This is a genomic window from Rickettsia endosymbiont of Oedothorax gibbosus, assembly GCF_936269705.1.
Classification (GTDB): Bacteria; Pseudomonadota; Alphaproteobacteria; order Rickettsiales; family Rickettsiaceae; genus Tisiphia.
In genome coordinates this window covers 2,323,998-2,348,850 of record NZ_OW370493.1, presented here as the reverse complement: position 1 = coordinate 2,348,850, position 24,853 = coordinate 2,323,998, and the positions used below count along the sequence as shown (strand labels likewise).

Below are 24,853 nucleotides of genomic sequence, written 5' to 3'. Positions count from 1 at the left end.
AGGGCTTAAATTCTACCTTCAAATTTTATCAAAAAGTGAGCCATAGCTGCGTTCCAGTTCGGAATCGGCATAACCCATTTCTTGGTCATATAATCAATTGCCAAATATAAGGTCTTAAAAACGGCATTATCATTTGGAAAAACCCGTTTATTCTTAGTAACCTTACGTAATTGGCTATTGACAGATTCTATACTATTAGTTGTGTATATTACTTTCCTTATCGCCTCAGGGTATTCTAGAAAAACCATTAAATTTTCCCAATGAACATACCAAGATTTAGCAATTTGTGGATACTGTTTACTCCATTTAGCTTCAAAAGATTCTAAAGCAAGATGTGCTTCTTCCTCTGTGCTAGCAGTATATATAGGCTTTAAATCAGCCGCTAATTCTTTTCGGTCTTTATATGATACATATTTTAAACTATTTCTAATCTGATGTACAATACATAATTGATGTTCGGTTTTCGGAAAAACTGCTTCTATTGCCTCAGACATACCGGTTAAATTATCACTGCAAGCAATAAGCATGTCTTGCATACCTCTGTTCTTCATCTCAGTAAAATTACCAAGCCAAAATTTAGCTCCTTCATTTTCACTGTTCCACAATCCTAAAATATCCTTCCTTCCAGATAAATCAATACCTAATGCTACATATACAGACTTATTGATAATTCGTTTATCTTGACGTACTTTTACTACTAAACAGTCAAAAAATACTATAGCATATACTCGATCCAATGGTCGGCTTTGCCATATCTTGACATCCTCAATTACATCATCAGTAATTTGACTTATCAAACTTTCGCTAACGTCAGCTCCATACAATTCTTGCATTTGAATCTTAATATCAGATAAGCTCATTCCTTTAGCGTATAACGATATTATTTTATCATCAAATCCTTCAATACGTCTTTGACGCTTCGGAATTAATGCAGGTTCAAATGTACTACTTCTATCCCTTGGAACCTCAATCTCTACAACTCCATTATTTGTTACTAGATTCTTTACTTTACTACCATTACGAACATTATTGCTATCAGTATGACAATATTTATCATATCCTAAGTGATTATTCATCTCTGACTGCAATGCCTTCTCTACAAGCCTTTTGGTTAATTGTTTTAATAAACCATCCTCTTTAAATAAAGTTGATATATCTGTATCATTATTTATTAATAAATCTATTGCTTGATTCATTGCTTCATTTTGTTTGTGACGCATTATAATTTCTCCTTTTGTTATATTATATTTTTATATAACCTTTGAAAAATTTACACACTTATTTGTACAGAGCCAAATATTTTTTTGAAAATTTAGATAAAAGATAATTGCTATGGCTTATTACTTATAGGCGTTGCTCCATCGTTCCTAACCCCAAATTCTCCTGAATTGACTATAGTTTAAGTATTAGTTTTTGTGTTTGATCCACTTGCCATGCAATATTCTATAAAGGTATTGGTTATTCAGTCCATTGTGTGAGAGATATTGATAATCGTGTAAAATATTTTGTCTTACTTCTTCAATATTTGTTGGTTGCAGTATCAGAGTATATTGATTTTCTGTGTATGATTGTTCTTCGATATCTTCCACTATATATTGTGGGCATGTATTACAATATTCCGTAGTGTCAATATCATCTAAAGAGCAGTGATTATTTTTACACCAATAATCTACTTAACATTTGTTTTTTTTACAAAATCTTTTCCAGCTAAATGCCCAAGATGTTTTTGTAAAGAAAATTTGGGCTTCTATATCTCCAAGTCTTGTAAATAAATGATGATCACTATTAGATTTAAATAATATTTCCTCTTTAGGATGAAATGAATTAACCATTAACTTAACCTAAATATTTCAATTATACTTAATCTTTATATACCCCATAGCTTACCAAATCAAGAAAAAATAAACAGAGAAGTAATAAGTCTTTTTGTTTAACTATCCCCAATGCTAAGCCAACGCTTTTGGCAATGGAATCATACTGTTTGGCAAAGATCTCCTTAAATTAATTTGCAGAACATGACGTAAATTGATTGAGAAATTCAAAATCTTCAGTTTCTAGAGACAAAATCTCTGGTAAACATATTTTAGCTGTAAAGTTATTATCTATACTAACCTTAAGCAATAAAATTATTCTGATATTATTACGTTCAGGGTTAATACGTTTTTTCAGCAAATCGACTATTTGACATAATTCAGAATGATTTTGTGGGTACAGTTTTATCTCTAATCGTTCTTCATTTATTATATCGTCAATAGTTGCGAAACTTTTAGCGATTAGTCTTATTCCTCCAGCGTCTTTAAACAAATCACAACTCACTACCACTAAACTTTGAACATCGAGTAAATGAACGAAATTCTTTAATATTTCTTCACTATAAATAGTCAGTTCAAAAATGCCAAATTGATCAGATAGTTGTAAAGTGATAAACCTGCCGCGAGATGACATACGTGAATCTTTTTTTTGTATTACACCAGCTATCCTTATCTGACTTGAACCATCTAGAAAGTCATTTTGTAGGTTAATTGAAGTCGAAATATTAAGCCGGGATAGCAAATCTTGATGTTTTGATAATGGATGTAATGTAATAAACAGCCCTAATACCTCAAATTCATAACAAGATGCAGTATTATTATCCAGTGGTTCTGCGTCAATTAAAACTTGCTGATTTATGGAACTTACCTTAATCAGACTAAATTGATCAGAAATTTTTTCGGCATGATAGGAAGAAGCATAAGCTAGAAGTTTAGAGATACTTAATAATAACTTATTACGATTAGAATGTAGCGTATCAAAACATCCAGCTTTAATAAGATTTTCTAATAATTTTCGATTAATTGATTTAAGCGGTAGCCTTTCAATAACATCTATAATATTTTTAAATTTACCATTTTTAACTCGTTCTTCTACTAATATTCTACCAAAATCAACCGTAACACTTTTAATAGCAGCTAGGGCATAAATTATCGATTTAGGCTTTTTGACATACTCTTCAGCTTCTTGTGATGTAGCTATAGTACTAAAATAACCAGAGGAAAGATTGATATTAGGAGGGATAATAGCAATGTTATTATTTTTGGCTTCTTGAATGAATAGATTGATTTTATCATGGTTATTTAGTTCAAGATTTAAGCACACTACCAAGAATTCAGCTGGGAAATTAGCTTTCAGATAGGCTGTTTGATAAGATATTACTCCATAAGCTGATGCGTGGGCTTTATTAAAACCATAGCTAGCAAATTTAGCTACCGTTGCAAAAATGGATTGGGCTTGCTGACGTGAGATGCCTTTGGCTATTGCCCCTTTTACAAAACTTTCTTCTTGTTCTGCCATTTCGGATTTTATTTTTTTTCCCATGGCTTTACGAAGTATATCTGCTCCACCTAAACTATAGCCTGCCATTTCTTTGGCAATTTCTAAGACCTGTTCCTGATAGATAATAACTCCATAAGTTTCTTCTAGAATTGGTTTAAGCATCTCATGCAAGTAATCCGGTTGTTGCAAACCATGTTTACAAGCAATATAAGTTGGGATGTTCTCCATCGGACCAGGACGGTATAATGCTCCTAACGCTATTATATCTTGAATGGAGTCAGGTTTAAGACGCCTTAAACTATCCTGCATTCCGTTGCTTTCAAATTGGAACACCCCAATAGCTCGACCACTACATAGCATTTCATAAGTTTTCTGATCATCAAATAGCATATTAGTAAAATCAATATTTATGCCCTGATCTTTTAGCAGTTCTAAACATTTAGTAATGACAGTTAGAGTTTGCAGTCCTAAAAAATCAAATTTAATTAAACCAGCAATCTCAGCATATTTCATCGAATATTGTACTACCAACATGTCCGAGTTTAGGTCTTTATAAACCGGTAATATTTCTACTAAATCTTTGCCAGCTATCACAATTCCTGCTGCATGAGTAGAAGCATGTCTATTAAGCCCCTCAAGTACTAAAGATGTGTCCAGAACTTGTTTGATCAGCTCCTCTTGACCATCTAAATTATACAAACCTTCACCACGTGCTGCTATGTTTAACTCCTTTATTTCCTTAATAGCCTGATTTAGTGTAACAGGAGAAACAGCATTAAATGGTACAAGCTCAGTTAAATATTCAGCATATTTATAAGGTAAACCAAGAACTCGTGATACATCTTTGATCACAGCTTTTGCTTGCATCTTACCAAAAGTGATAATTTGTCCAACTTTGTTATCCCCATATTTAGAACATACGTAATTTATAACTTCCCCTCGTCGCTCTTGACAAAAGTCAATATCAAAATCTGGCATTGATATACGTTCTGGGTTAAGAAAACGCTCAAATAATAGACCAAATTTAAGAGGATCAAGATCAGTGATTAAAAGACTCCACGCAACTACTGATCCTACCCCAGAACCTCTACCAGGACCTACCATAATACCTTGTTGCTTGCTCCATTTTATAAAATCAGAAACTATTAGGAAATAGCCAGAAAAATCCATTCGACAAATAATATCTAGTTCATAATTAAGACGAGTTAAATATTGCTGTTTAACATCTTCCTGCTCATCTATGGCAATATTTTCTCGTTTAAATTTTGTATCAAGTCTTAATAGTAATCCGGCTGTCGATTCTTTTTTAATTATGTCTACTTCATTAATATTTAGACTAGAGAAATTTGGTAACATTGGTGGATTAGCATGTGCCATAAAATAGCATCTTTGGGCTAAATGTACCGTGTTCTGTACAGCATTAGGTAAATCACTAAAAAGTTCTAGCATTTCTTTTGGTGATTTAAAATAACATTCGTTACTTACCTTTTTACGATCCTCTACTTCTTTACTAACCCCAGTAGATATACATAATAATACGTCATGGGCATCATGCATATTAACATCACTAAACAATACTTTATTGGTAGCGACTAGTGGAATACCAAGATTACTGGCTATTTTTATATAATTTTCTTCTATAGATTGTTCTACCGCTAGATTATGCCGCATAATCTCAAAATAAAAACGATCAGCAAAAATGCTTTGTAGTTTAGTTGCCCAAAAAATGGCTAATTCTTTATCCTTAGCAATAAGACTTTTACCAATTATACCATCAGTATAACCGGATAAAATAATCAGCCCTTCCTGGTACTTAACTAAATCATCAAAAGTAATATGATTACAAATTTTACGATCATTTTTAGTAAAACTATCACTAACCGCCTTTAGTAGATTCTTGTAACCAATTTCATCCTTGGCAATAAGCACAATTTCACAAAAACTATTCTCGGTAAAAGCAATATTTACAATTGCCGCATTTATAGGTTGTATTCCTGCTTTACAGCTAGCTAGAGCAAATTCTAACGAGCCAAATAAATTCCCCCTATCGGCTAAACAAATTGCTGGTATTTTATGCAATCTAGCTAATTCCACTATACGATCAATTGTTAAAGCACTCTCAAGAAATGAATATGAGCTTTGTACTCTTAAGTGAATGAAATCAAACTGCATCTTTTATACCAATAAGATAATATTTAAATCCAAGAGCCTTTAGCATATCCCCATCAAGAATATGCCTGAGATCAAGAATTATAGGAGATTTAACTTGATGGCGAATAAGCGACCAATCTAAATCTTTAAACTCCGACCATTCGGTAGCCACTATAATTATATCACTATTTTTGCATGCACTAAGTGCTGAATCAGCAAAAAATACATTTTTTACTTCTTTTTTAGCATTATTCATACCTACCGGATCGAAGACTCTAATATTTGCTCCTTTATCAACTAGTATTTCGATGATTTTAATAGCTGGACTATTTCTAACATCATCCGTACCAGCCTTAAATGTCAGACCCAATACACTAATAACTTTATTATGTAAATCGTTGCCTATGATATCATGAATTTTATCCACCATATCATATGGTCTCTGATAATTACTATTTATAACAGAATTAACTATTTGAAAATTACATTGATAATGTTTAGCTATTTGTCCAAGTGCTAACATATCCTTAGGAAAACATGAGCCACCAAATCCAGGTCCGACATTTAAAAATTCTTTACCTATTCTCTTATCTAATCCAACCCCACAAGACAGGTCTTTAGTATTTGCCCCCATTTTCTCGCATAAATTTGCCATCTCATTAATAAAAGCAATTTTAGTTGCTAAGAAAGCGTTTGAGACATATTTAGTAAGTTCTGCAGTAACCAAATCAGTACTTACCATAGGTATATTCTTGGTAATCAAAGGTCGATATATCTCTTTTAGTAAATCTTCTGCCTGTTTATTATTGGTGCCAATTAATATTCTATCAGGGTTTAAAAAATCCTCTATAGCAGTACCTTCTCTAAGAAATTCAGGATTTGAAGCAACGGAAAATTTAAAATTCTTGTTATTTAAATAATCAATAATTTGGTTACATGTTGTTGGAGGTACAGTCGATTTTATAATAATCAAACAATCGTCTTTAATCCATGGGCATAAATTATCGATAGCAGTAAATATATATTGTAAATCCGCCTCTCCTGAAGGTAGAGACGGTGTTCCTACCGTAATAAATACCGCTTGTGAATTTTGTAATTCAGCCGAATAGCTAGCTGTAAATTGTAACTTACCAGATTTTACTAATGGCGGTAAATATTCAGCTAATTTTGGTTCATAAATTGGTAAAATATTTTTTTTTAATTGGTCGATCTTAGAAATATCACTATCTAAACAAGTAACGTCGTGTCCTAGGTAACTCATCATTACGCCAGATACTAGCCCAACGTAACCAGTACCTATAACATGAAGTTTAATATTCATTAATTATCCTTATATACTTAGTGCAACAACTTTGTTATGCTATGCTGCTGTAAAGTATATATTAATTGACCAAATACTAAATAATAAAATGATGCTCATTAAAAGATTTTTCATCAGCCTAAGCGTAATAGTTTGTATAGTTGTAGTAACTTTAAGTTTATTAATATTAAGCGGGAGTAAAGGGTATTTAGATAAGCCTATTAAGATGGCAATAGAATTTTACCTCGATAAAAAAAATACGAAAATACGAATTGGTAATTTACAAATAAGAAATAACATTTTGTCAATCGATAAAATCTTTATGGATTTAGCACATAACACCAAAAGTGAGATTAGCGACTTCAAAATCAGTTTTTTTATAGTCAATTCAGGGGAATTTGGTGCTAGGAACGATGGAGCGACGCCTATGAGTAATAGGCGAGCGACGAGTGACGACGTCACCAACTTCCCATCAATTGACTATATTGATGATATAAGAAGCAAACCATTGCTTCTTAGTATTGTTGATATAGATAGTTTTTCCTTAATTTCTAAAGATAATCAACCTATAATAGATACTAAAATATCTGCTAAGTATATTGTAGATTTTTTTGAAAATAAGATTGAAACACAGTTAAACCTAAGTCCTATAAAAAATATTACTCTACTCGATAGTTATGGTAAGAAATTACCAAAGGGGGAAGGGCTTTGTTCTTATGAAAGTAAAATTTCTACAACTTCGAAGAAGTTAATCAATTGCAAATTAACATTTGGTGATCAAGCATATCTATCATTCAATAGTATCTTGGATGGTAGCATAATTCAAGCTAATGGTAATGTTGAAAATATTCCTATAATGATTTATCAAATTGCTGAGAAAATTATCCCTGATAATCAAGTAATTTTATTTTTACAGGAATATATTAAAGATGGTTATATCAGAAATGGAGAATTTGATGTTAATTTTGATAAAAATTCTTTAGAAAACAATATTGCTCTAGTAAAAGCCAAGCTGCATGTCGTAGACCTTGAATATAAATACGATGTAGATTTTCCATCTTTAAGAAAAATTGATATAGATATTACTATATCTGGAGCCTCGGTTAAGTTTATACTGAATCGTGCATATAGCGGTAACAGCCTTATTTCCAATGGAGTAATAACCTTTGATTGGCAAGGGATGGATAAGTCTAATTTTATCGTTAGTGCCATAGCTAAGGGACCAAGTATCGATCTAATTAATTTTATCTCAAATGAGGATTATAACCAAGTAAAAAAACAAGGAATTGACCTTAGAAAAATTACTGGAACCGCTAATTCAAAAATTGGCATAATAATACCGATTAGTCCAGTTATAAAAAATACCTATGACATCTCTACAATAATAACTGGAGTAAATGCTAAAGCATTTAGTGACAATATCATACTAAAGAATGCAAAAATAACCGGAACATTTAATGGTGATAAGCTAAACTTAATAGGTACAGGTAAAATTAATGACTATGACAGTAATTTTACCTATCAATATAATATTGATAATAATAACCATGATGATTATCAGCATCTATTAAAAGTAAAAACTACTATTGTCGGTAATAACCAGAAACTTGGTATATTCAAGTTAATTTCAGGTAGTAGTATCCTAGATTTTGAATATAAAGAGCAACAAAATAACAGAGGTCAATCTAATACCGGCTTCATTAAAGCCAATGCTAATCTCAAAAATTTGGAATTTTATATTGATAAAATATCTATACATAAAAAGCTTTCTAATGAAGCTAAACTGGTGTTAACTGGTAAGTTATATGATGACCTAAAAGGTGATATTAATTTTGACCTTTCAGGAGAAAATAACTTAAAAATAGTTGGCAAGGCTAAAGTGCAAGATACTAAGTATGATGTTACTTTACCGATTATTGCTTATGGTACAACTGATCTAGTAGGAAAATTGCTTGTAGGTAAAGATAGCTTAAATGCCGAAATTCAGGGGAAGCGACTAGATCTGTCTGGGTCTAATATGATGCAATTCTTAGAAAAAGAAGGGGAACCACAAAATATTCATCTAAGAGTTGATATAGATAGAGTAAGGTTAAAAAATAATATAATGCTTGATAAGCTTAATTTACAAATTGATTGTGATAAAATAAAATGCTTTTCTGGCTCTTTAAATTCAAAAATTGGCACTAGATCTTTTAAAATGCTACTTACAGAAAAAAAAGATATGGAACAATGGATAGTTACCTGTGATAATGCTGGAGCTTTATTTAGAGGTATTGGCATGTATAATAACATGAAGTCTGGTATTATAAATCTAACACTTGATACAAAAAGACATGAAGTTAAGACGGGGGAGGTAATACCAATCTTAGATGGGACATTTGACATAAAACGTTTTGTTACTACCGATATGTCTTTTTTAACTAGGATGGTATCATTTGTTTCGTTTCCAGGTTTTATGAGTTTTATATTAAATAATAAGGATATCTTATTTAATAATATGACAGGTAGCTTTAGTTATATAGGTAATACCGTAAGTATTGCTAATACATCAGCTACTGGACCATTTTTTGATTTTACCATGAAAGGTACAATTGATACTAATAAACACCAAATAAAGCTTAAAGGTAATGTAATACCTTCTTTCTTTTTTGCTAGTACCATTATCACTAAAATACCAATAATTGGTAAAATATTTTCAAAGGTTGCTCCTTATTCTGTAGAGTTAAAATATAAGGACTAATAAAAATCGTATATGGTCAACGTCTATTAGCGAGGAAAACCGTAGCGACGAAGCAATCCTATTTTATGTCACCCCTGCGTAAAAAACTTATGGGTAAAGATATGACATTTAGTACATTACGGTTCTGTGGGCGAAAACGTCTATAAATCTCCACATTAAAGAGGGATGTTTACAGCAACCCATCCTACCAACGTACTTCTGGGGGTAGGGACATTAATATTGCCTCAACATTACCATCTGTCATTAAGCCAAATAATGTACCACGATCATATAGTAAGTTAAACTCAACATATCTACCTCGACGTACTAATTGATAATCTCTTTGTTCCTTGCTCCAGGGTAGAAGCATTTTTGTTCTAACAATTTCAGGATATACTGTTAAAAATGCTTGTCCTACGTCTTTAGTAAAAGAAAAATCATTATTAAAATTTCCAGTATTTAAATAATCATAAAATATACCTCCTACTCCCCTTGGTTCATTCCGATGTTTTAAGTAAAAATATTCATCGCATTGTTTTGTAAATTTAGGATAATAACTTGGATCATATTTATTACAAGCTTGTTTAAAAGCAGTATGAAATCTTGCCGTCTCACTCTTATCAGGATAAAATGGCGTTAGGTCTCCACCACCGCCAAACCAACGATTAGCAGTTTTAATATAGCGGGTGTTGAAATGTACTGCTGGCACTAATGGAGAAGTAAGGTGAGCGACGATAGAAATACCAGTAGCAAAAAATTTCCTACTATTTTCTGTACCCGGTATATTTTTACTAAATTCTGAAGATAATTCTCCAAAAACTGTAGAAATATTTACCCCAACTTTCTCAAATAAGTTGCCACGCATTATAGACATTACTCCACCACCACCGCTTTTTCTATCCCAGGGTATTCGTATGAATTTTGCCGGTTCTAAACCTTTCGCCTTACTATATTCCAGCTCAATTTCTTCTAATTTGCTACATACTTGATCGCGTAAATCACTGAACCATGTTATCGCCTTTTCTTTATCAGTTGTCATAATTTTTCCAATTTATTTACATTATACCCCAAAATTTTCTTCCACTAATACTTTAAGTAAAAATAATTTTTTTACATTGAGGCTCCATGTCCGGCCTTATGTTTTTGTTGCTGAACGTTAGGTAGTAACGTAGTTTTATTACTATCATTGCTAAGTTTTTGATTGCACATAATATTTCCTATATCTTTTACGGTATCTTTTTGTTTCATTAGCTGTAGTGCTTGCGTAAAAATCTCCTTGTCAGGTGATTTTGTTATAATTTTCTCTAATTTTGCTTCAATTCTTTCTCTTATTTGTTGTTTATCTTGTTCATTTGCCTGTTTACCAATTTTATCAACAGTCAATTGATCAATGAATTTATCCATCTCATTATTAAACGATATTATATCTTTATGGTCGCTGGTTAAGATATTTTTTGTTGATTGCATTATCTTATATTTATCAGCCTTTGTCAGTTCGTGCGGAGGTCTTGGTGAAAAAATAATGCCCCCCGTTCTTTCAGCAATTACTTGTTGAACCAGCTCTTCTCCGCCTTTTTGATATATTTTTTCAAGCTCATTTCTGGCCGATTGAAAATATTTCAGAGCTTTATAATCAAAGGCACGATTTTGTTTTTTTTTGGCAATTTTCCCTGTGCTTGTTCTGCAAGTTCAACGGTATTGAATAATTTTCTACATGCTGTTCAAGGGTTTTGTTTTTACTGACTATGAGTGTTTTATTATAGTACCCTACAATTTTGAGAAGATGAAGAAGAATGGTTGATTTAGAGTGGTGTGAAGTAGTATAAGGTAGGTATTTTTATAACAAAATGCATAATATAATACTTCAAGAATTGATTTTATATATAGACGGAAATAAATCAAGATTAAAATGTTTGGTTGGTATGGTAATTAGTTTGCTGACGGGCAGCTCAATTTATCAAAAAGGTTTAGCACTTGGTATTTTAGGTGATGCTAAAGCGACGTCAAAAACTCATAGAATTTATCGTTTTTTAAAAGATTTTAATTTTGATTATATGAAGGTTGGCTATTTGCTATTAAGCTTTTTTGCTTCAAAAAATTATGTCGTAGCAATGGATAGGACAAGTTGGAAATTTGGTAAATCCGATATTAATATTTTATTTTTAGTAATGGTAATTGGTAAAATATCGGTGCCAATATTCTGGAAGACTTTGTCGCATGGTGGCGGGTGTTCTGCAGAATTTATGAAGGAATTTTTACAGAAATTTATTAATAATTTTGGCGTTGAAAGAATAAAATATTTGCTTGCTGATAGAGAATTTATGAATAAAGAATGGTTAGACTTTCTGATAAATAACCATCTAAAGTTTGTTATTCCATTAAAAATGGATCATAAAATTCGTCTTACAAAAGGTTTAAGAACTTTAACCATTGAAAGAATATTTAGTGATGTTAAAGCCTTATACCAATTGCAATAATTAACACGGTGTGTTTATCCAGTCTCTATACATAATTGATTTTACTAAATCTACATTATGAGCAAATTGATTCCAAGCGTAACAAGCCATAGTGACGATATCTTCATATACACCATAACATTGGTTAGACAAGAAATGATTTTTGATCCATTCCCAAACTTGTTCCATTGCATTAAGTTCCGGTGCATAGGGCGGAAGCGGTATCAAAGTGATATTGCTTGGCACAGTTAGTTTTTTGGCTGTGTGCCAACCTGCATTATCCGTTAGTAAAGCTATATGTCGGTTGCCTTGAATACTGCGAGAAAGCTCTTCTAAGAATTTATTCATTGCCTGTGTGTTTGCATATGGTAAAATTAATGCAAAAGCTTCTCCTGTATCATGGCAAGCAGCTCCATAAATATATGTTGAAATGAATTGCTGTTGCCGAACTTTACGGGGTCTAGTGCCACGCTTAGCCCATATACGAGTTAAGCTACCTTGTTGCCCAACTCGAGTTTCATCCTGAGACCATATATCAACTTTACATCTATCGATATTTTTTGGTAATAATTTTGTTAACATGTCTGGGAAGTTTTTTTATATGTATTTTGAGTCTCTTGATTTGACTTTGGATGCATTGAACGAGAAGTAATCCAGCTAAAACCAAGGCGGTGCATAGTATTGTAGACTGTTTTTAAAGCGCATTTAGCACCATATTCCTCAAGTAACATGATATGTAGCTCCTTTCCAGTTATATACCCACCAGTTTTACTTTCACTGAGCGTATTGATTTTATCAAAAAGAGCAGACTCTTGTATAGTGTTAATCTTCCTAGGGGCGCCGCTTCTTTGTGATTCAAATAATCCTTCAAAACCATGATTCCTAAATCTTCTGAGCCATGATTGCACAGTTTTCCAGTGTGACTTCACTATTTCAGATATGGCTTTTAAAGATTTGCCTAATTGAAGGTGATACATCGCCAATAAACGTATACGATTTCGACCATGCGGCTCATGTTTCATCATTTTTATAAAATCATGACCATGAAAACCTTGTGGTAATATTAACCTAGCCATTTGAGTACCTTTATCAGTTAAAAACCCATTTTACACCACTGCGTTAATTATTGCAATTGGTATGAGCTATAGTCGTTTTGTTCAGTTAATGCCAATGAGCTTCATGCCCATGGTATTACTGCTAAAAAGCCTATCAGGAAAACAAACTGGTCAATATTATATCGACTCTACTAAACTTCCTGCTTGCCATAATTTAAGAATTAATAGACATAAAGTATTCAAAGACATAGCAAAAAGAGGTAAGACTTCCACTGGGTGGTTCTTTGGTTGTAAGCTACATATTGTCATTAACAGTTGCGGAGAGATTATGAGTTTTTCTTTAACTCCAGGAAATGTTGATGATAGAGCAGTGGTAGAAAATTTAGTAGATAAATTACAAGGCTGGCTTTTTGGTGATCGTGGGTATATCAGTAAAAAACTCACTCAATCCCTTGCTAATCAAGGTTTAGAACTAATAACAAAAATTAAAAGTAATATGAAAGAAAGAATAATAGATCCTATTAAAAAGCGGTTTTTAAATAAAAGGTATATTATTGAAACCATTAACGATCAACTAAAAAACCTTTGTCATATAGACCATACAAGCCATAGATCTGTTATGAATTTTCAAACTAACGTATTAGCTGGACTGCTTGCCTATGTTTTTAAGCCTAATAAAATTTCTGTAGCTTTTGGAAAATTAAACAATCTATAATGGTTCCAATATTTTGGACAGAAAAATAAGAAAAATGAGATAGAATTCTTTAGCAAACAAGGAGAGCTAGAGATGAAAAAACAAGTAAGGCAATATAGTGCTGAGGAGAAAGCCAAAATTGTCATAGAAGCAATTAAGGGAGAGCTAACAATAGCCCAGATAACCAGTAAGTATGGTGTTCATGCAACACAGATCAGCAACTGGAAAAAACAAGGTCTTGAGTTGTTAGTACAAGGTTTTAAGAATAAAACACAGAGTGCTGATCCAAATCAGCAGGGGTTAATCAAGAATCTATATGAGCAAATTGGTCAGTTAAGCGTTGAGTGTGACTGGCTCAAAAAAAATCTGCATTGTTTGGAATTAAAGGTTAGGTGTAATATGATAGAGCCTAATCATAATAAGTTAACAATTGTACAACAGTGTAAGTTATTGGATATTAGCAGGTCAACCTATTACTATCAACCTACTGGTATTAGTGAACAAGATATCAAGATTATGGCAATAATTGATGAGACCTATACTATGCATCCATATTATGGTATGCGGCGGATGGCTAAATATTTACAAGCCCAAGGTTTTTCGGTAGGTCGTAAAGCTGTTAGACGTTACTACAAGATAATGGGTCTTGAAGCTGTTTATCCTAAAATAAATTTAAGCAAGAGGAATCAAGCGCATAAAATATATCCTTATTTACTAAAAGGATTAGAAATAGTATTGCCAAACCAGGTTTGGAGTGCAGATATAACGTATATAAGACTGAGTCAAGGGTTCGTATATTTAGTAGCTATTATTGACTGGTATAGTCGTTATATTCTAAGTTGGCGAATCTCCATTAGTTTGGAAAGTGAATTTTGTGTAACAGCCCTTGAAGACGCTATAGAAAAATATGGTATGCCAAAAATATTTAATACTGATCAAGGAGTACAATTTACCTCGGAGAATTTTATTAGTATGCTAAAGCTACATAATATCTTGATTAGTATGGATGGTAAGGGACGAGCCTTAGATAATATTTTTATTGAACGTTTTTGGCGATCATTAAAACAGGAAAAAATTTATCGGATTATTTTAACAACAGTAAAGGAGGCAAAGACAGCAATTAACGAATATATGGACTTTTATAATAGACAAAGGATGCATCAAGCTTTGGATTATAAAACTCCAGAATGTGTATATTTTGAAAAAAATATTGTATAAAAACAACAATTTAATTTTTGTGAATTATATCTCGAGCCTTTCTAATTAAGTGTGTAAATTTTTCATAGGGCTTAAATTCTACCTTCAAATTTTATCAAAAAGTGAGCCATAGCTGCGTTCCAGTTCGGAATCGGCATAACCCATTTCTTGGTCATATAATCAATTGCCAAATATAAGGTCTTAAAAACGGCATTATCATTTGGAAAAACCCTTTTATTCTTAGTAACCTTACGTAATTGGCTATTGACAGATTCTATACTATTAGTTGTGTATATTACTTTCCTTATCGCCTCAGGGTATTCTAGAAAAACCATTAAATTTTCCCAATGAACATACCAAGATTTAGCAATTTGTGGATACTGTTTACTCCATTTAGCTTCAAAAGATTCTAAAGCAAGATGTGCTTCTTCCTCTGTGCTAGCAGTATATATAGGCTTTAAATCAGCCGCTAATTCTTTTCGGTCTTTATATGATACATATTTTAAACTATTTCTAATCTGATGTACAATACATAATTGATGTTCGGTTTTCGGAAAAACTGCTTCTATTGCCTCAGACATACCGGTTAAATTATCACTGCAAGCAATAAGCATGTCTTGCATACCTCTGTTCTTCATCTCAGTAAAATTACCAAGCCAAAATTTAGCTCCTTCATTTTCACTGTTCCACAATCCTAAAATATCCTTCCTTCCAGATAAATCAATACCTAATGCTACATATACAGACTTATTGATAATTCGTTTATCTTGACGTACTTTTACTACTAAACAGTCAAAAAATACTATAGCATATACTCGATCCAATGGTCGGCTTTGCCATATCTTGACATCCTCAATTACATCATCAGTAATTTGACTTATCAAACTTTCGCTAACGTCAGCTCCATACAATTCTTGCATTTGAATCTTAATATCAGATAAGCTCATTCCTTTAGCGTATAACGATATTATTTTATCATCAAATCCTTCAATACGTCTTTGACGCTTCGGAATTAATGCAGGTTCAAATGTACTACTTCTATCCCTTGGAACCTCAATCTCTACAACTCCATTATTTGTTACTAGATTCTTTACTTTACTACCATTACGAACATTATTGCTATCAGTATGACAATATTTATCATATCCTAAGTGATTATTCATCTCTGACTGCAATGCCTTCTCTACAAGCCTTTTGGTTAATTGTTTTAATAAACCATCCTCTTTAAATAAAGTTGATATATCTGTATCATTATTTATTAATAAATCTATTGCTTGATTCATTGCTTCATTTTGTTTGTGACGCATTATAATTTCTCCTTTTGTTATATTATATTTTTATATAACCTTTGAAAAATTTACACACTTATTTGTACAGAGCCAAATTTTTGTCTAGACAAAGGGGACCACCATACTAATCAAGATATTATGTAGCTTTAGCATACTAATAAAATTCTCCGAGGTAAATTGTACTCCTTGATCAGTATTAAATATTTTTGGCATACCATATTTTTCTATAGCGTCTTCAAGGGCTGTTACACAAAATTCACTTTCCAAACTAATGGAGATTCGCCAACTTAGAATATAACGACTATACCAGTCAATAATAGCTACTAAATATACGAACCCTTGGCTCAGTCTTATATACGTTATATCTGCACTCCAAACCTGGTTTGGCAATACTATTTCTAATCCTTTTAGTAAATAAGGATATATTTTATGCGCTTGATTCCTCTTGCTTAAATTTATTTTAGGATAAACAGCTTCAAGACCCATTATCTTGTAGTAACGTCTAACAGCTTTACGACCTACCGAAAAACCTTGGGCTTGTAAATATTTAGCCATCCGCCGCATACCATAATATGGATGCATAGTATAGGTCTCATCAATTATTGCCATAATCTTGATATCTTGTTCACTAATACCAGTAGGTTGATAGTAATAGGTTGACCTGCTAATATCCAATAACTTACACTGTTGTACAATTGTTAACTTATTATGATTAGGCTCTATCATATTACACCTAACCTTTAATTCCAAACAATGCAGATTTTTTTTTGAGCCAGTCACACTCAACGCTTAACTGACCAATTTGCTCATATAGATTCTTGATTAACCCCTGCTGATTTGGATCAGCACTCTGTGTTTTATTCTTAAAACCTTGTACTAACAACTCAAGACCTTGTTTTTTCCAGTTGCTGATCTGTGTTGCATGAACACCATACTTACTGGTTATCTGGGCTATTGTTAGCTCTCCCTTAATTGCTTCTATGGCAATTTTGGCTTTCTCCTCAGCACTATATTGCCTTACTTGTTTTTTCATCTCTAGCTCTCCTTGTTTGCTAAAGAATTCTATCTCATTTTTCTTATTTTTCTGTCCAAAATATTGGGACCATTATAATACCAGCAAATCTATCTGCAATCATACTTCTGATTGCACTAAAACTTAAATGTTTCTTTGAATGCATAACTTGATACCAATATTATATTGATATTATCTTAGATAATTTATCCAACTTTGACTACTTTTTTAACTATTCCTCTACGAAAAACTTATTCCATATCCTTTTACTTACCTTCCTCTATGACATATTTGGAATCGCTAGTGGTAAAATGGTAGTAACCATTTTATCAGCAGTAGCACAAGCAGAACGTCTGAGGATTTTAGAGCGTACCAATGAAGGCAGGCTTGAAGCAAAAATTAAGGGCGTAAAATTTGGAGCTAAACGCAGGATTGATAGAAAGCAATTGCTGCAATATTATGAACAAGGTATTATTGGCACTAGTTTAGCCAAAAAAATGAGTATCAGTCGTGCTGCTGTCTATAAGATACTCAAAGAAGAGCGAACAAATGTTGGCTAAATGATAGATTAACAAGTAAAAGTAGCAAAATGACAAAAAAACTTAAGCATGACAAGCTGTTTAAGCGGATCATGAGCAATAAAATAGCTGCCAAAGAATTCTTAGAGTATTATTTACCAAGTAATTTTAAAGAAAAAGTAGATTTATCAAAGATAACTATAGAAAAGGAAAGCTATATCGAGGAAACTCTACAAGAGAAATTTAGTGATATAGTGTATTCTATCAAAACTAACAATGATGACACTGCTTTCGTCTACATCCTATTGGATCATCAATCAACAGTGGATTATTGGATGGCACTGCGTTTATGGAGATATGCCCTACCAGCGATTCCAAATATGTCATAGAAGGAAGGTAAGTAAAAGGATATGGAATAAGTTTTTCGTAGAGGAATAGTTAAAAAAGTAGTCAAAGTTGGATAAATTATCTAAGATAATATCAATATAATATTGGTATCAAGTTATGCATTCAAAGAAACATTTAAGTTTTAGTGCAATCAGAAGTATGATTGCAGATAGATTTGCTGGTATAGAAGATAGAAGGGGTGTAAATAGTAGTAATAGTATAGCAGATATTATGTTATCTGGTTTGGCGTGTATGTATTTTCAATCAGTATCTTTGCTAGAATTTCAAAGGCGTATGGAAAGGAAGGAACAACGTAATAATCTGCGTAGCATGTTTACAGTACAATCGCTTCCTAGCGATCAGGGGATGAGGAACGTAATAGACCAAGTAGATAGTGACGTAACGTTTAGACCTATTTTCAAAGAATTATTTAGTAAATTACAACGAGGGAAGCATCTAGAACAATATCAAATATTTCCTGGTAAATACTTATTAAATGTTGATGGTACACAATATTACAGCTCTGATAAAGTGAGTTGTAAACGTTGCCTAATTAGAGGGCATAAAAATAACCAATATCATTGTCATCAAGTATTACAAGGGGCTATTGTAAAATTTGGGTTACGACAAGTAATACCAGTAATGCCTGAGGAAATTCGTGTACAAGATGGTGATGAGAAAGAGGATTGTGAGACGAATGCTTTCAAGAGATTTTTGACAAGATTTAGAAAGGATCATGATAAATTAGGGATAATAATCAATGCTGATGCCTTATATGCAACAACTCCAGTGATAGAAACAATTCGTGATCATAAAGCTAATTATATTTTTAAAGTAAAACCCAATAATCATAAGACATTAATGGATAATGTTCAATCTGTAGATAAATCAAAGATAGAGACATTGAGCCTTAGAAGGAACAAATTGATAATTGAATGGGTTAATGATGTTGAATTATTTACTAGCACTAAGGTAAGAACAAATTATATAGCGGCATGGGAGCTAGTGCCGCAGAAAGATGGTAGTAACAAAAGTCAGTATTATGGTAAATGGATTACTGATCTAGAAATCACCTCAGATAATGCTAAAACAATAATAGACGGAGCAAGAGCACGTTGGAAAATAGAGAACGAATGCTTTAATAGCTTAAAGAATCATGGTTATAATATAGAACATAATTACGGTCATGGTTCTGAGAATCTATGTTATAATTTCTACAATTTTACTTTGTTAGCATTTACTATTCATCAAATACACCAATTAGTTGATAAATTATTTCAAGAAATGAGGGAGCAATTTGGTAGATTAGGATCGTTATGGGAACGAATAAGAAGTTTAGTAGACCTTTTTTTCTTTGAATCAATGGAAATGTTATGGGAGATATTAGCTGGCAAACGAGATTACAGAGTCCCGCCAATATAGATTCGACCTATCAAAAGCTTTTTCTAGAGCAATAGACTTATTTATTGCTAACCGTTGGTTTTTACCAAATTGATTACAATAACGTGAATTATGATAAGTTTGTATAAAAATATTTATAGAATTCAAGAAAATACATACAAATCTTTAACAGAAAAATAGATTATTCGTCTTAAAGTTGAGTGGATCGCAATGCTAAAATTTCCCTATGTATCCATAATGTCATATTTGGAATTGCTGGTCTGGTGATGGCTAATCTGCCTACTTACGCCCAAATAGGGGTTACCGCTACCTGGATAGTGACAATCTGCCGGGCTTTGCAAGGTATATCTTCTATGGGAGAGATGACAGGGGCACAACTTTATTTAACCGAAACCATTAAGCCACCAGCCCAATATGCAGCTGTCGGGTTAATGGGGGTTTGTTGTGACTTAGGGGGATTAGGTGCTTTAGGGGTTGCCTCACTTGTTACTATGCATGGTTTTAACTGGCGTCTGGCATTTTGGATTGGGGCAACAGTTGCATTAGTTGGTTCTGTGGCAAGGACAAAGTTGCGGGAAACCCCAGAATTTGCTGATGCTAAACGTCGAATTAAAAAAGTTTTTGAAAAAACTAATACCGATACAGCTTGCTTAAAAGATAATCCGATGTGGCAAGAAAAAGTTAATAAAAAAACTATCCTAGCTTTCTTTTTATTACAATGTGCTGGACCAGTATGTTTTTATTTTGTTTATGTATATTGTGCTAATATTTTAAAAACTAATTTTGGTTATAGCATGGCTGAAATTATTCAACATAATTTTATTGTCTGTTTGGTGCCGTTCTTAATCATATCAATATTATCTGTATTTAAGTTTAAAAATATATCCATTATTAACCATAAAAATTATACTGATCATATGTTCTATTTTTGTCATATTTTGTCCATATTTATTGAATCATGTTAATGCTCCTTATCAATTATTGTTGATGCAATTGGTTATGGTTTTATTATATGAATGCTTAGGTCCTGCTAGTCCCATTCTTTATAAAGAATTTCCGGTCTTTAAACGCTTTACTTGTGTTAGCATGATATTTGCTCTATCTCGGGCTGTGATGTATGCCGTTACCTTTTTTGGTTTTATCTACATTACTGACTATTTTGGTCATTGGGGATTATGGTTTATTCTGATTCCTCTAATTATTGGTTTTGCTTATGGGCTATTTTATTTTGATAAGTTGGCAAAAGAATGTGGCGGTTATCCTCTAAGTCATAGGGACATAGCTGTTTATAAGGAAGAGGAAGTAGCTAATTAGCCGAAAAAACAATTATTTGAGTCAATTATGAGTGAAGTTGTTCAAGAAAGTAATAGGCGAGCATTGAGCGATGACGTTGCCAACTTCTCATCAATTGACTATAATATAAAAATTAACTTGCAATAATTCATAAAAAATATTATATTTCACCATATAGCAATATGGCTTTGGTATGCCTAATTTTTGCTATACAGTCTTAAAATACCAAATATAAGGAACTAATAATGCCTAAGTTAAAAACAAAATCAGCTGTAAAAAAACGCTTTAAGCTTACCGCTACTGGTAAAGTTTGTGCTACTCAAGCTGGTAAAAAACACTTCATGAGACGTCGGGCAAAAGCTCAACTTCGTAACCTTAGAGGAACAACGATTCTCTGTACTCAAGATGCAAAGAATTTAAAAAAATTCTTCCTTCCATATGGAATTTAACAATTTAACTAAGGAAATAGGTGAGATATGTCACGCGTAAAATCAGGAAAAATTTTAAAAAATCGTCATAAAAAAATTCTCAAACTTGCTAAAGGTTATAGAGGGCGGTCTAATAATTGCTTTAAGGTAGCAATTGAGAAAGTTGAAAAAGCTCTACAATATGCTTATAGGGATCGTAGAAATCGTAAACGTGATTTTAGAGGGCTTTGGATACAAAGAATTAATGCAGCAGTGCGTGAGCATGATTTAGTATATTCCCAATTTATGGGTGGGCTTAAAAAAGCTGCAATAGATATTGATCGTAAGGTACTAGCTGAATTGGCAGTTAACAACCCGCAAGGTTTTGCAGATATAGTGGCTCAAGCTAAGGCTCAGTTGCAATAGGGTTTCTATAAAACTCTACTTCTGTTGGTAGTTTGTACGTTAATGCGGTTCATGCTAACATATACTTTTTATTTTATAGTGAAATTTTAATTAGGCGTACTTGTCATAGCTTCGGTGCTGGATATATACTGGATTCCCGCCTACGCGGGAATGATGGTATGGACGAGTGAAGCGAAATATGCTTTACTTGTACGGAGTCAGCTGAAAAATAGTTTTCAGCTGCTCCAAATTAAATAATAATTTAATTAATAGGTCCATACCATGATAAATAATAGCATAAAAAATACTATAATAGGAATAGATTTAGCAAAAAATAGTATGCACTTGGTGCAAGTCGATCAAAATGGCAAAAAAATAGGTTATCAAAAAGTTACAAGAGATGAGTTAATAGCCTATTTAAGCAATCTCGATAAAAGTTCATTGGTAGCTATGGAAGCATGTGGAGGAGCTAATTATTGGTCACAGGAAATTGCTAAGCTTGGTTTGCAAGTCAAACTAATGAAAACAAAAGATGTAAAAGTTTATGCTACATCGAAACAGAAAAATGATTATAACGATGCGTTAGCAATATGCAAAGCGGCTCGTGATCCAGAATTAAAAACTGTGCTGCCAAAAAGCAAAGAGGAACAAGATATAAAATTTTTGCATAAAATTAGAAGTAATACGATCAGAGATCGTGTGCAAAAAACTAATTCTACAATATCAAGTTTATGTGAATATGGCTATAATACAAAATTAAGTAAAAATAAATTTTGCAAATCATGTAGGCTGGAGGTAGAGTTAGCGTATAGTAAAGGTTATATAAATTCTGGGATACGGTCAATTTTACTTTTAGAATGTAAAGAAATTGAGGATTTATGTGACAAAGAGAAAACTTTAGAAAAGCTGATTATCAGCAATAATAAGCAAAGTGAGAAAGCTACTAGGTTGCAGACAATTTTTGGCATTGGAGCAATCAATGCTAGTTGTTTGAGTGTAGCCCCAATGGAAAGTTATCCAACCCCGAGGGATTTTGCTGCTTCGCTTGGTTTGGTACCAAAGCAACATAGCTCAGGAGATAAGATAGTTTTAGGAGGGATTACCAAACAGGGAGATAGATATGCCAGAACTATGTTGATTCAAGCCGCAAGGACAATAGCAATAAGAGCAAAAAGTGGTAAGGAATCGAAAGATAAACTAGTGCAGTGGGCAGTGAAGAAATTTGCTGAAAATAAATCATATAATATTATATGTGTTGGTTTAGCAAATAAGTTAGCAAGGATTGCTTATGCAGTAGTCACCAATGGTAGCGAATATGTTGCAAATTAGTTTAGTTGAGAAAAAAGAAGAAACTATGTCAACTAAATAAAAATTGGTAATTGATAAATATTGCGAGTAAAGAATAGTAACAATAAAGAGAACGAAAGTTAAAGAGTTAATGAATAAGTATTCTGAATAAATCCGTAATTATGTCGAGGCTCTAGAAGCCGTGGGAATGAGAGGTCACTCAAGGATATTTATAAGAATGCAGAAACCATTATGGCACTCGATGCCGAATATATGACCGCTTCCTTTGTGGCTCTATTTTTTTATTTTCTTTGTTGACAAATTCACTCGTCCATATATGACAATAGTGGGTGAAAATTACAATTTATCGATTGCTTCGTCAACTTTATAGTTTCCTAGCAATGACGTCGGTTATTCTTTTGCAACTTTTAAGCTACCATGATGCCCTCTAAAACCGTTTCCTTTTCTAACTTTCGACAGTTATGGTTCCGCACTCCTCGTAATGACGTTTTTATGCTGTTTAATACTTATAGAATGAAAATTATAGGGTATATCAATTGATGAGAAGTTGGTGACGTCGTCACTCGTCGCTCGCCTATTACTTATAGGCGTCGCTCCATCGTTCCTAGCACCAAATTCCCCTGAATTGACTATAGTATGTTTACTGAGTCAGGGAATGAAAAAAATAAGCAATACTGCAAAAATAATGAAACCAGCTATTAGTGGAGCATAAAAATCTGCTATATTTATAGATATAACCGAATTTAGGCTAACTTAGATATGCCAAATTCTATATTGAATATGGTCTGAACACTTAAATAAAATTGAGAAAAATAGTGAATAAAAAATTAATATTACAAAAATATAAATATGCATTAGCTTTGTTAATAATAATATTATGTGCATTAGTATGTTATTCTTATGGCAAAGGGCAAATTAAAAAATTAGTAATAAATAGGCTTGCAACAAGCTTAGTGTCAATACAAAATAATGATAATATTCAAAATGGGAAAATATCAGTTGTTAAAAGAGTAAGTGATTATGCTTACTCTCGTATTTACTCAAATTTAAGAAAAAATCGTTTTGAATTTGATATGGTGGTTAATGATCTAGACAATAATTTTTTAACTGATGAAAGAAAAGACTATATTGAAAAGGTTTGTCTTTTCCAAATTGAAGAAGCGGTAGATAGGGTATCAATTGCCAAAGGTTACAATTGTTTATCACGTTTACAGCTTTTAAAAAAGGAAAAAGCTGAATTATATAGGAGCATAAAAAATAGCAGCTATTCTTTAGATTTATTATATAAATCAGAATATGCCCTTAATTTAGCTCATATTATTATTAAAGATCATAAGGAACAGATTTTTTCTTTTATTAAAGACTTAAAAGAAGAAGATTTACTAAAATATTTTAGTGGTTACATGCAAGATGAAGTAGCTTTTCTTAATAAGCTGATAGCATTAAATATTCCTGAATTATCAGCTAAAGCTTTTTATAGGCTTAGCATGATTAATATATTAGGTCGATCTTCTGTTTTAGAGAAAGCGAACATAGACCTTAAGACAGCCGTTGCTAACTATCAACGAGCCTTGAATTTAAGTGGAATAGATGCTAATAATGTTACTAATATTGCTCTTGTTATAAATGATAAGTATGCAGTACATGCTGCAACTACCATTGCATCAGCTTTGTTAAATTCAGACTTAGATAGCTTCTATGATTTTTATTTTATTATGGATCAGGAAGACCCTATATCTATAGAATCGCAAGAAAAACTATCATCTATGCAGGATATAAAGCCTTACAAAATAAATTTTATAAATGTTGATAATAATTTACTGCCGATAGAATTAATAAAAAGTAAATTTAAAAATTGTGATTGGCCTCTTTTAATAAGCTATAGACCATTTTTTAGTAAAATTTTGCCAAATTTAAAGAGCCTTTCTAATTAAGTGTGTAAATTTTTC

General features: G+C 32.4%; 22 protein-coding genes and 1 pseudogene. 13 read left to right on the top strand and 10 right to left on the bottom strand.

Annotated features, from left to right (window positions below; all coding sequences use genetic code 11):
• Positions 1-5: 5 nt before the first annotated feature.
• The 3 genes from NBW66_RS12905 to NBW66_RS12895 all read right to left on the bottom strand — a co-directional run bounded on the left by NBW66_RS12905 (position 6) and on the right by NBW66_RS12895 (position 6,778).
• The gene (locus NBW66_RS12905) at positions 6-1,220 is read right to left on the bottom strand and encodes an IS256 family transposase (protein WP_250310568.1); all 1,215 of its coding nucleotides are present in this window, start codon (positions 1,218-1,220) and stop codon (positions 6-8) included.
• 781 nt (positions 1,221-2,001) lie between these two features.
• The gene (dnaE, locus tag NBW66_RS12900; protein ID WP_250311225.1) at positions 2,002-5,484 is read right to left on the bottom strand and encodes a DNA polymerase III subunit alpha; all 3,483 of its coding nucleotides are present in this window, start codon (positions 5,482-5,484) and stop codon (positions 2,002-2,004) included.
• Positions 5,474-6,778, bottom strand: coding sequence for a UDP-glucose dehydrogenase family protein (locus tag NBW66_RS12895; protein WP_410525838.1), 1,305 nt, complete (start codon positions 6,776-6,778; stop codon positions 5,474-5,476). The genes dnaE and NBW66_RS12895 overlap by 11 nt, the downstream gene beginning before the upstream one ends.
• A gap of 94 nt (positions 6,779-6,872) precedes the next feature.
• Between NBW66_RS12895 and NBW66_RS12890 the strand changes: the two genes are divergently transcribed.
• Positions 6,873-9,503 (top strand): palindromic element RPE2 domain-containing protein, encoded by a 2,631-nt coding sequence (locus NBW66_RS12890; protein WP_250311223.1) that lies wholly within the window; start codon positions 6,873-6,875, stop codon positions 9,501-9,503.
• 184 nt (positions 9,504-9,687) lie between these two features.
• Here NBW66_RS12890 and hemF read toward each other — a convergent pair whose 3' ends face one another.
• A complete protein-coding gene (gene hemF, locus NBW66_RS12885) occupies positions 9,688-10,521 on the bottom strand; it encodes an oxygen-dependent coproporphyrinogen oxidase (RefSeq protein WP_410525801.1) in 834 nt (277 codons plus the stop codon).
• A 71-nt stretch (positions 10,522-10,592) separates the two neighbouring features.
• Positions 10,593-10,949 (bottom strand): hypothetical protein, encoded by a 357-nt coding sequence (locus NBW66_RS12880; RefSeq protein WP_250311222.1) that lies wholly within the window; start codon positions 10,947-10,949, stop codon positions 10,593-10,595.
• 380 nt (positions 10,950-11,329) lie between these two features.
• Between NBW66_RS12880 and NBW66_RS12875 the strand changes: the two genes are divergently transcribed.
• A complete protein-coding gene (locus NBW66_RS12875; RefSeq protein ID WP_250311221.1) occupies positions 11,330-11,959 on the top strand; it encodes a transposase in 630 nt (209 codons plus the stop codon).
• Here the strand turns inward: NBW66_RS12875 and NBW66_RS12870 are convergent, their stop codons facing one another.
• Both NBW66_RS12870 and NBW66_RS12865 read right to left on the bottom strand, forming a co-directional pair.
• Complete coding sequence (locus tag NBW66_RS12870; RefSeq protein WP_250310543.1) at positions 11,960-12,520, bottom strand: IS630 family transposase; 561 nt, start codon at positions 12,518-12,520, stop codon at positions 11,960-11,962. It abuts the gene before it with no gap.
• A complete protein-coding gene (locus NBW66_RS12865) occupies positions 12,514-13,014 on the bottom strand; it encodes a helix-turn-helix domain-containing protein (protein ID WP_250310542.1) in 501 nt (166 codons plus the stop codon). The genes NBW66_RS12870 and NBW66_RS12865 overlap by 7 nt, the downstream gene beginning before the upstream one ends.
• Before the next feature lie 61 nt (positions 13,015-13,075).
• Between NBW66_RS12865 and NBW66_RS12860 the strand changes: the two are divergent.
• Together NBW66_RS12860 and NBW66_RS12855 are read left to right on the top strand one after the other, a co-directional pair.
• A pseudogene (locus NBW66_RS12860) lies at positions 13,076-13,708 on the top strand (IS982 family transposase); the annotation flags it as partial.
• Between the two features lie 72 nt (positions 13,709-13,780).
• Positions 13,781-14,905 carry an IS3 family transposase gene (locus NBW66_RS12855; protein WP_250310806.1) on the top strand — a complete coding sequence of 375 codons (1,125 nt, stop codon included), beginning with the start codon at positions 13,781-13,783 and terminating at the stop codon, positions 14,903-14,905.
• Positions 14,906-14,976: 71 nt separating this feature from the next.
• Here the strand turns inward: NBW66_RS12855 and NBW66_RS12850 are convergent, their stop codons facing one another.
• The 3 genes from NBW66_RS12850 to NBW66_RS12840 form a co-directional block, all read right to left on the bottom strand.
• The gene (locus NBW66_RS12850) at positions 14,977-16,191 is read right to left on the bottom strand and encodes an IS256 family transposase (protein ID WP_250310568.1); all 1,215 of its coding nucleotides are present in this window, start codon (positions 16,189-16,191) and stop codon (positions 14,977-14,979) included.
• A gap of 84 nt (positions 16,192-16,275) precedes the next feature.
• The gene (locus tag NBW66_RS12845) at positions 16,276-16,899 is read right to left on the bottom strand and encodes an IS3 family transposase (protein WP_250311219.1); all 624 of its coding nucleotides are present in this window, start codon (positions 16,897-16,899) and stop codon (positions 16,276-16,278) included.
• Between the two features lie 7 nt (positions 16,900-16,906).
• On the bottom strand, positions 16,907-17,206 hold the full coding sequence (locus NBW66_RS12840) for a transposase (RefSeq protein WP_250310554.1): 300 nt from the start codon (positions 17,204-17,206) through the stop codon (positions 16,907-16,909).
• Between the two features lie 290 nt (positions 17,207-17,496).
• On the opposite strand from NBW66_RS12840, the gene NBW66_RS12835 reads away from it, so the two are divergent.
• The 9 genes from NBW66_RS12835 to NBW66_RS12790 all read left to right on the top strand — a co-directional run bounded on the left by NBW66_RS12835 (position 17,497) and on the right by NBW66_RS12790 (position 24,838).
• Positions 17,497-17,745 (top strand): serine integrase family protein, encoded by a 249-nt coding sequence (locus NBW66_RS12835; protein WP_250311218.1) that lies wholly within the window; start codon positions 17,497-17,499, stop codon positions 17,743-17,745.
• 29 nt (positions 17,746-17,774) lie between these two features.
• On the top strand, positions 17,775-18,092 hold the full coding sequence (locus NBW66_RS12830; protein WP_348539282.1) for an Rpn family recombination-promoting nuclease/putative transposase: 318 nt from the start codon (positions 17,775-17,777) through the stop codon (positions 18,090-18,092).
• A gap of 115 nt (positions 18,093-18,207) precedes the next feature.
• Entirely contained in the window at positions 18,208-19,512 is a 1,305-nt protein-coding gene (locus tag NBW66_RS12825; RefSeq protein ID WP_250311217.1) for a transposase, read from the top strand.
• 179 nt (positions 19,513-19,691) lie between these two features.
• Positions 19,692-20,456 carry an MFS transporter gene (locus tag NBW66_RS12820; protein WP_250311216.1) on the top strand — a complete coding sequence of 255 codons (765 nt, stop codon included), beginning with the start codon at positions 19,692-19,694 and terminating at the stop codon, positions 20,454-20,456.
• A complete protein-coding gene (locus NBW66_RS12815; RefSeq protein ID WP_250311215.1) occupies positions 20,443-20,805 on the top strand; it encodes a proline/betaine transporter in 363 nt (120 codons plus the stop codon). The genes NBW66_RS12820 and NBW66_RS12815 overlap by 14 nt, the downstream gene beginning before the upstream one ends.
• A gap of 224 nt (positions 20,806-21,029) precedes the next feature.
• Positions 21,030-21,233, top strand: a complete 204-nt coding sequence (gene rpmI, locus NBW66_RS12810; RefSeq protein WP_250311214.1) for a 50S ribosomal protein L35 — start codon at positions 21,030-21,032, stop codon at positions 21,231-21,233.
• A gap of 27 nt (positions 21,234-21,260) precedes the next feature.
• Positions 21,261-21,617 (top strand): 50S ribosomal protein L20, encoded by a 357-nt coding sequence (gene rplT, locus NBW66_RS12805; protein ID WP_250311213.1) that lies wholly within the window; start codon positions 21,261-21,263, stop codon positions 21,615-21,617.
• A 261-nt stretch (positions 21,618-21,878) separates the two neighbouring features.
• Entirely contained in the window at positions 21,879-22,925 is a 1,047-nt protein-coding gene (locus NBW66_RS12800) for an IS110 family RNA-guided transposase (RefSeq protein ID WP_250310795.1), read from the top strand.
• A 794-nt stretch (positions 22,926-23,719) separates the two neighbouring features.
• Complete coding sequence (locus NBW66_RS12790) at positions 23,720-24,838, top strand: glycosyltransferase family protein (protein ID WP_250311212.1); 1,119 nt, start codon at positions 23,720-23,722, stop codon at positions 24,836-24,838.
• Positions 24,839-24,853 lie beyond the last annotated feature (15 nt).

Excerpts from the sequence above, each read along its gene's own strand:
- NBW66_RS12905 (WP_250310568.1), bottom strand. The coding sequence starts at position 1,220 with ATGCGTCACAAACAAAATGAAGCAATGAATCAAGCAATAGATTTATTA.
- dnaE (WP_250311225.1), bottom strand. The coding sequence starts at position 5,484 with ATGCAGTTTGATTTCATTCACTTAAGAGTACAAAGCTCATATTCATTT.
- NBW66_RS12890 (WP_250311223.1), top strand. The coding sequence starts at position 6,873 with ATGATGCTCATTAAAAGATTTTTCATCAGCCTAAGCGTAATAGTTTGT.
- hemF (WP_410525801.1), bottom strand. The coding sequence starts at position 10,521 with ATGACAACTGATAAAGAAAAGGCGATAACATGGTTCAGTGATTTACGC.
- NBW66_RS12880 (WP_250311222.1), bottom strand. The coding sequence starts at position 10,949 with ATGCAATCAACAAAAAATATCTTAACCAGCGACCATAAAGATATAATA.
- NBW66_RS12875 (WP_250311221.1), top strand. The coding sequence starts at position 11,330 with ATGCATAATATAATACTTCAAGAATTGATTTTATATATAGACGGAAAT.
- NBW66_RS12870 (WP_250310543.1), bottom strand. The coding sequence starts at position 12,520 with ATGTTAACAAAATTATTACCAAAAAATATCGATAGATGTAAAGTTGAT.
- NBW66_RS12865 (WP_250310542.1), bottom strand. The coding sequence starts at position 13,014 with ATGGCTAGGTTAATATTACCACAAGGTTTTCATGGTCATGATTTTATA.
- NBW66_RS12855 (WP_250310806.1), top strand. The coding sequence starts at position 13,781 with ATGAAAAAACAAGTAAGGCAATATAGTGCTGAGGAGAAAGCCAAAATT.
- NBW66_RS12850 (WP_250310568.1), bottom strand. The coding sequence starts at position 16,191 with ATGCGTCACAAACAAAATGAAGCAATGAATCAAGCAATAGATTTATTA.
- NBW66_RS12845 (WP_250311219.1), bottom strand. The coding sequence starts at position 16,899 with ATGATAGAGCCTAATCATAATAAGTTAACAATTGTACAACAGTGTAAG.
- NBW66_RS12840 (WP_250310554.1), bottom strand. The coding sequence starts at position 17,206 with ATGAAAAAACAAGTAAGGCAATATAGTGCTGAGGAGAAAGCCAAAATT.
- NBW66_RS12835 (WP_250311218.1), top strand. The coding sequence starts at position 17,497 with ATGGTAGTAACCATTTTATCAGCAGTAGCACAAGCAGAACGTCTGAGG.
- NBW66_RS12830 (WP_348539282.1), top strand. The coding sequence starts at position 17,775 with ATGACAAAAAAACTTAAGCATGACAAGCTGTTTAAGCGGATCATGAGC.
- NBW66_RS12825 (WP_250311217.1), top strand. The coding sequence starts at position 18,208 with ATGCATTCAAAGAAACATTTAAGTTTTAGTGCAATCAGAAGTATGATT.
- rpmI (WP_250311214.1), top strand. The coding sequence starts at position 21,030 with ATGCCTAAGTTAAAAACAAAATCAGCTGTAAAAAAACGCTTTAAGCTT.
- rplT (WP_250311213.1), top strand. The coding sequence starts at position 21,261 with ATGTCACGCGTAAAATCAGGAAAAATTTTAAAAAATCGTCATAAAAAA.
- NBW66_RS12800 (WP_250310795.1), top strand. The coding sequence starts at position 21,879 with ATGATAAATAATAGCATAAAAAATACTATAATAGGAATAGATTTAGCA.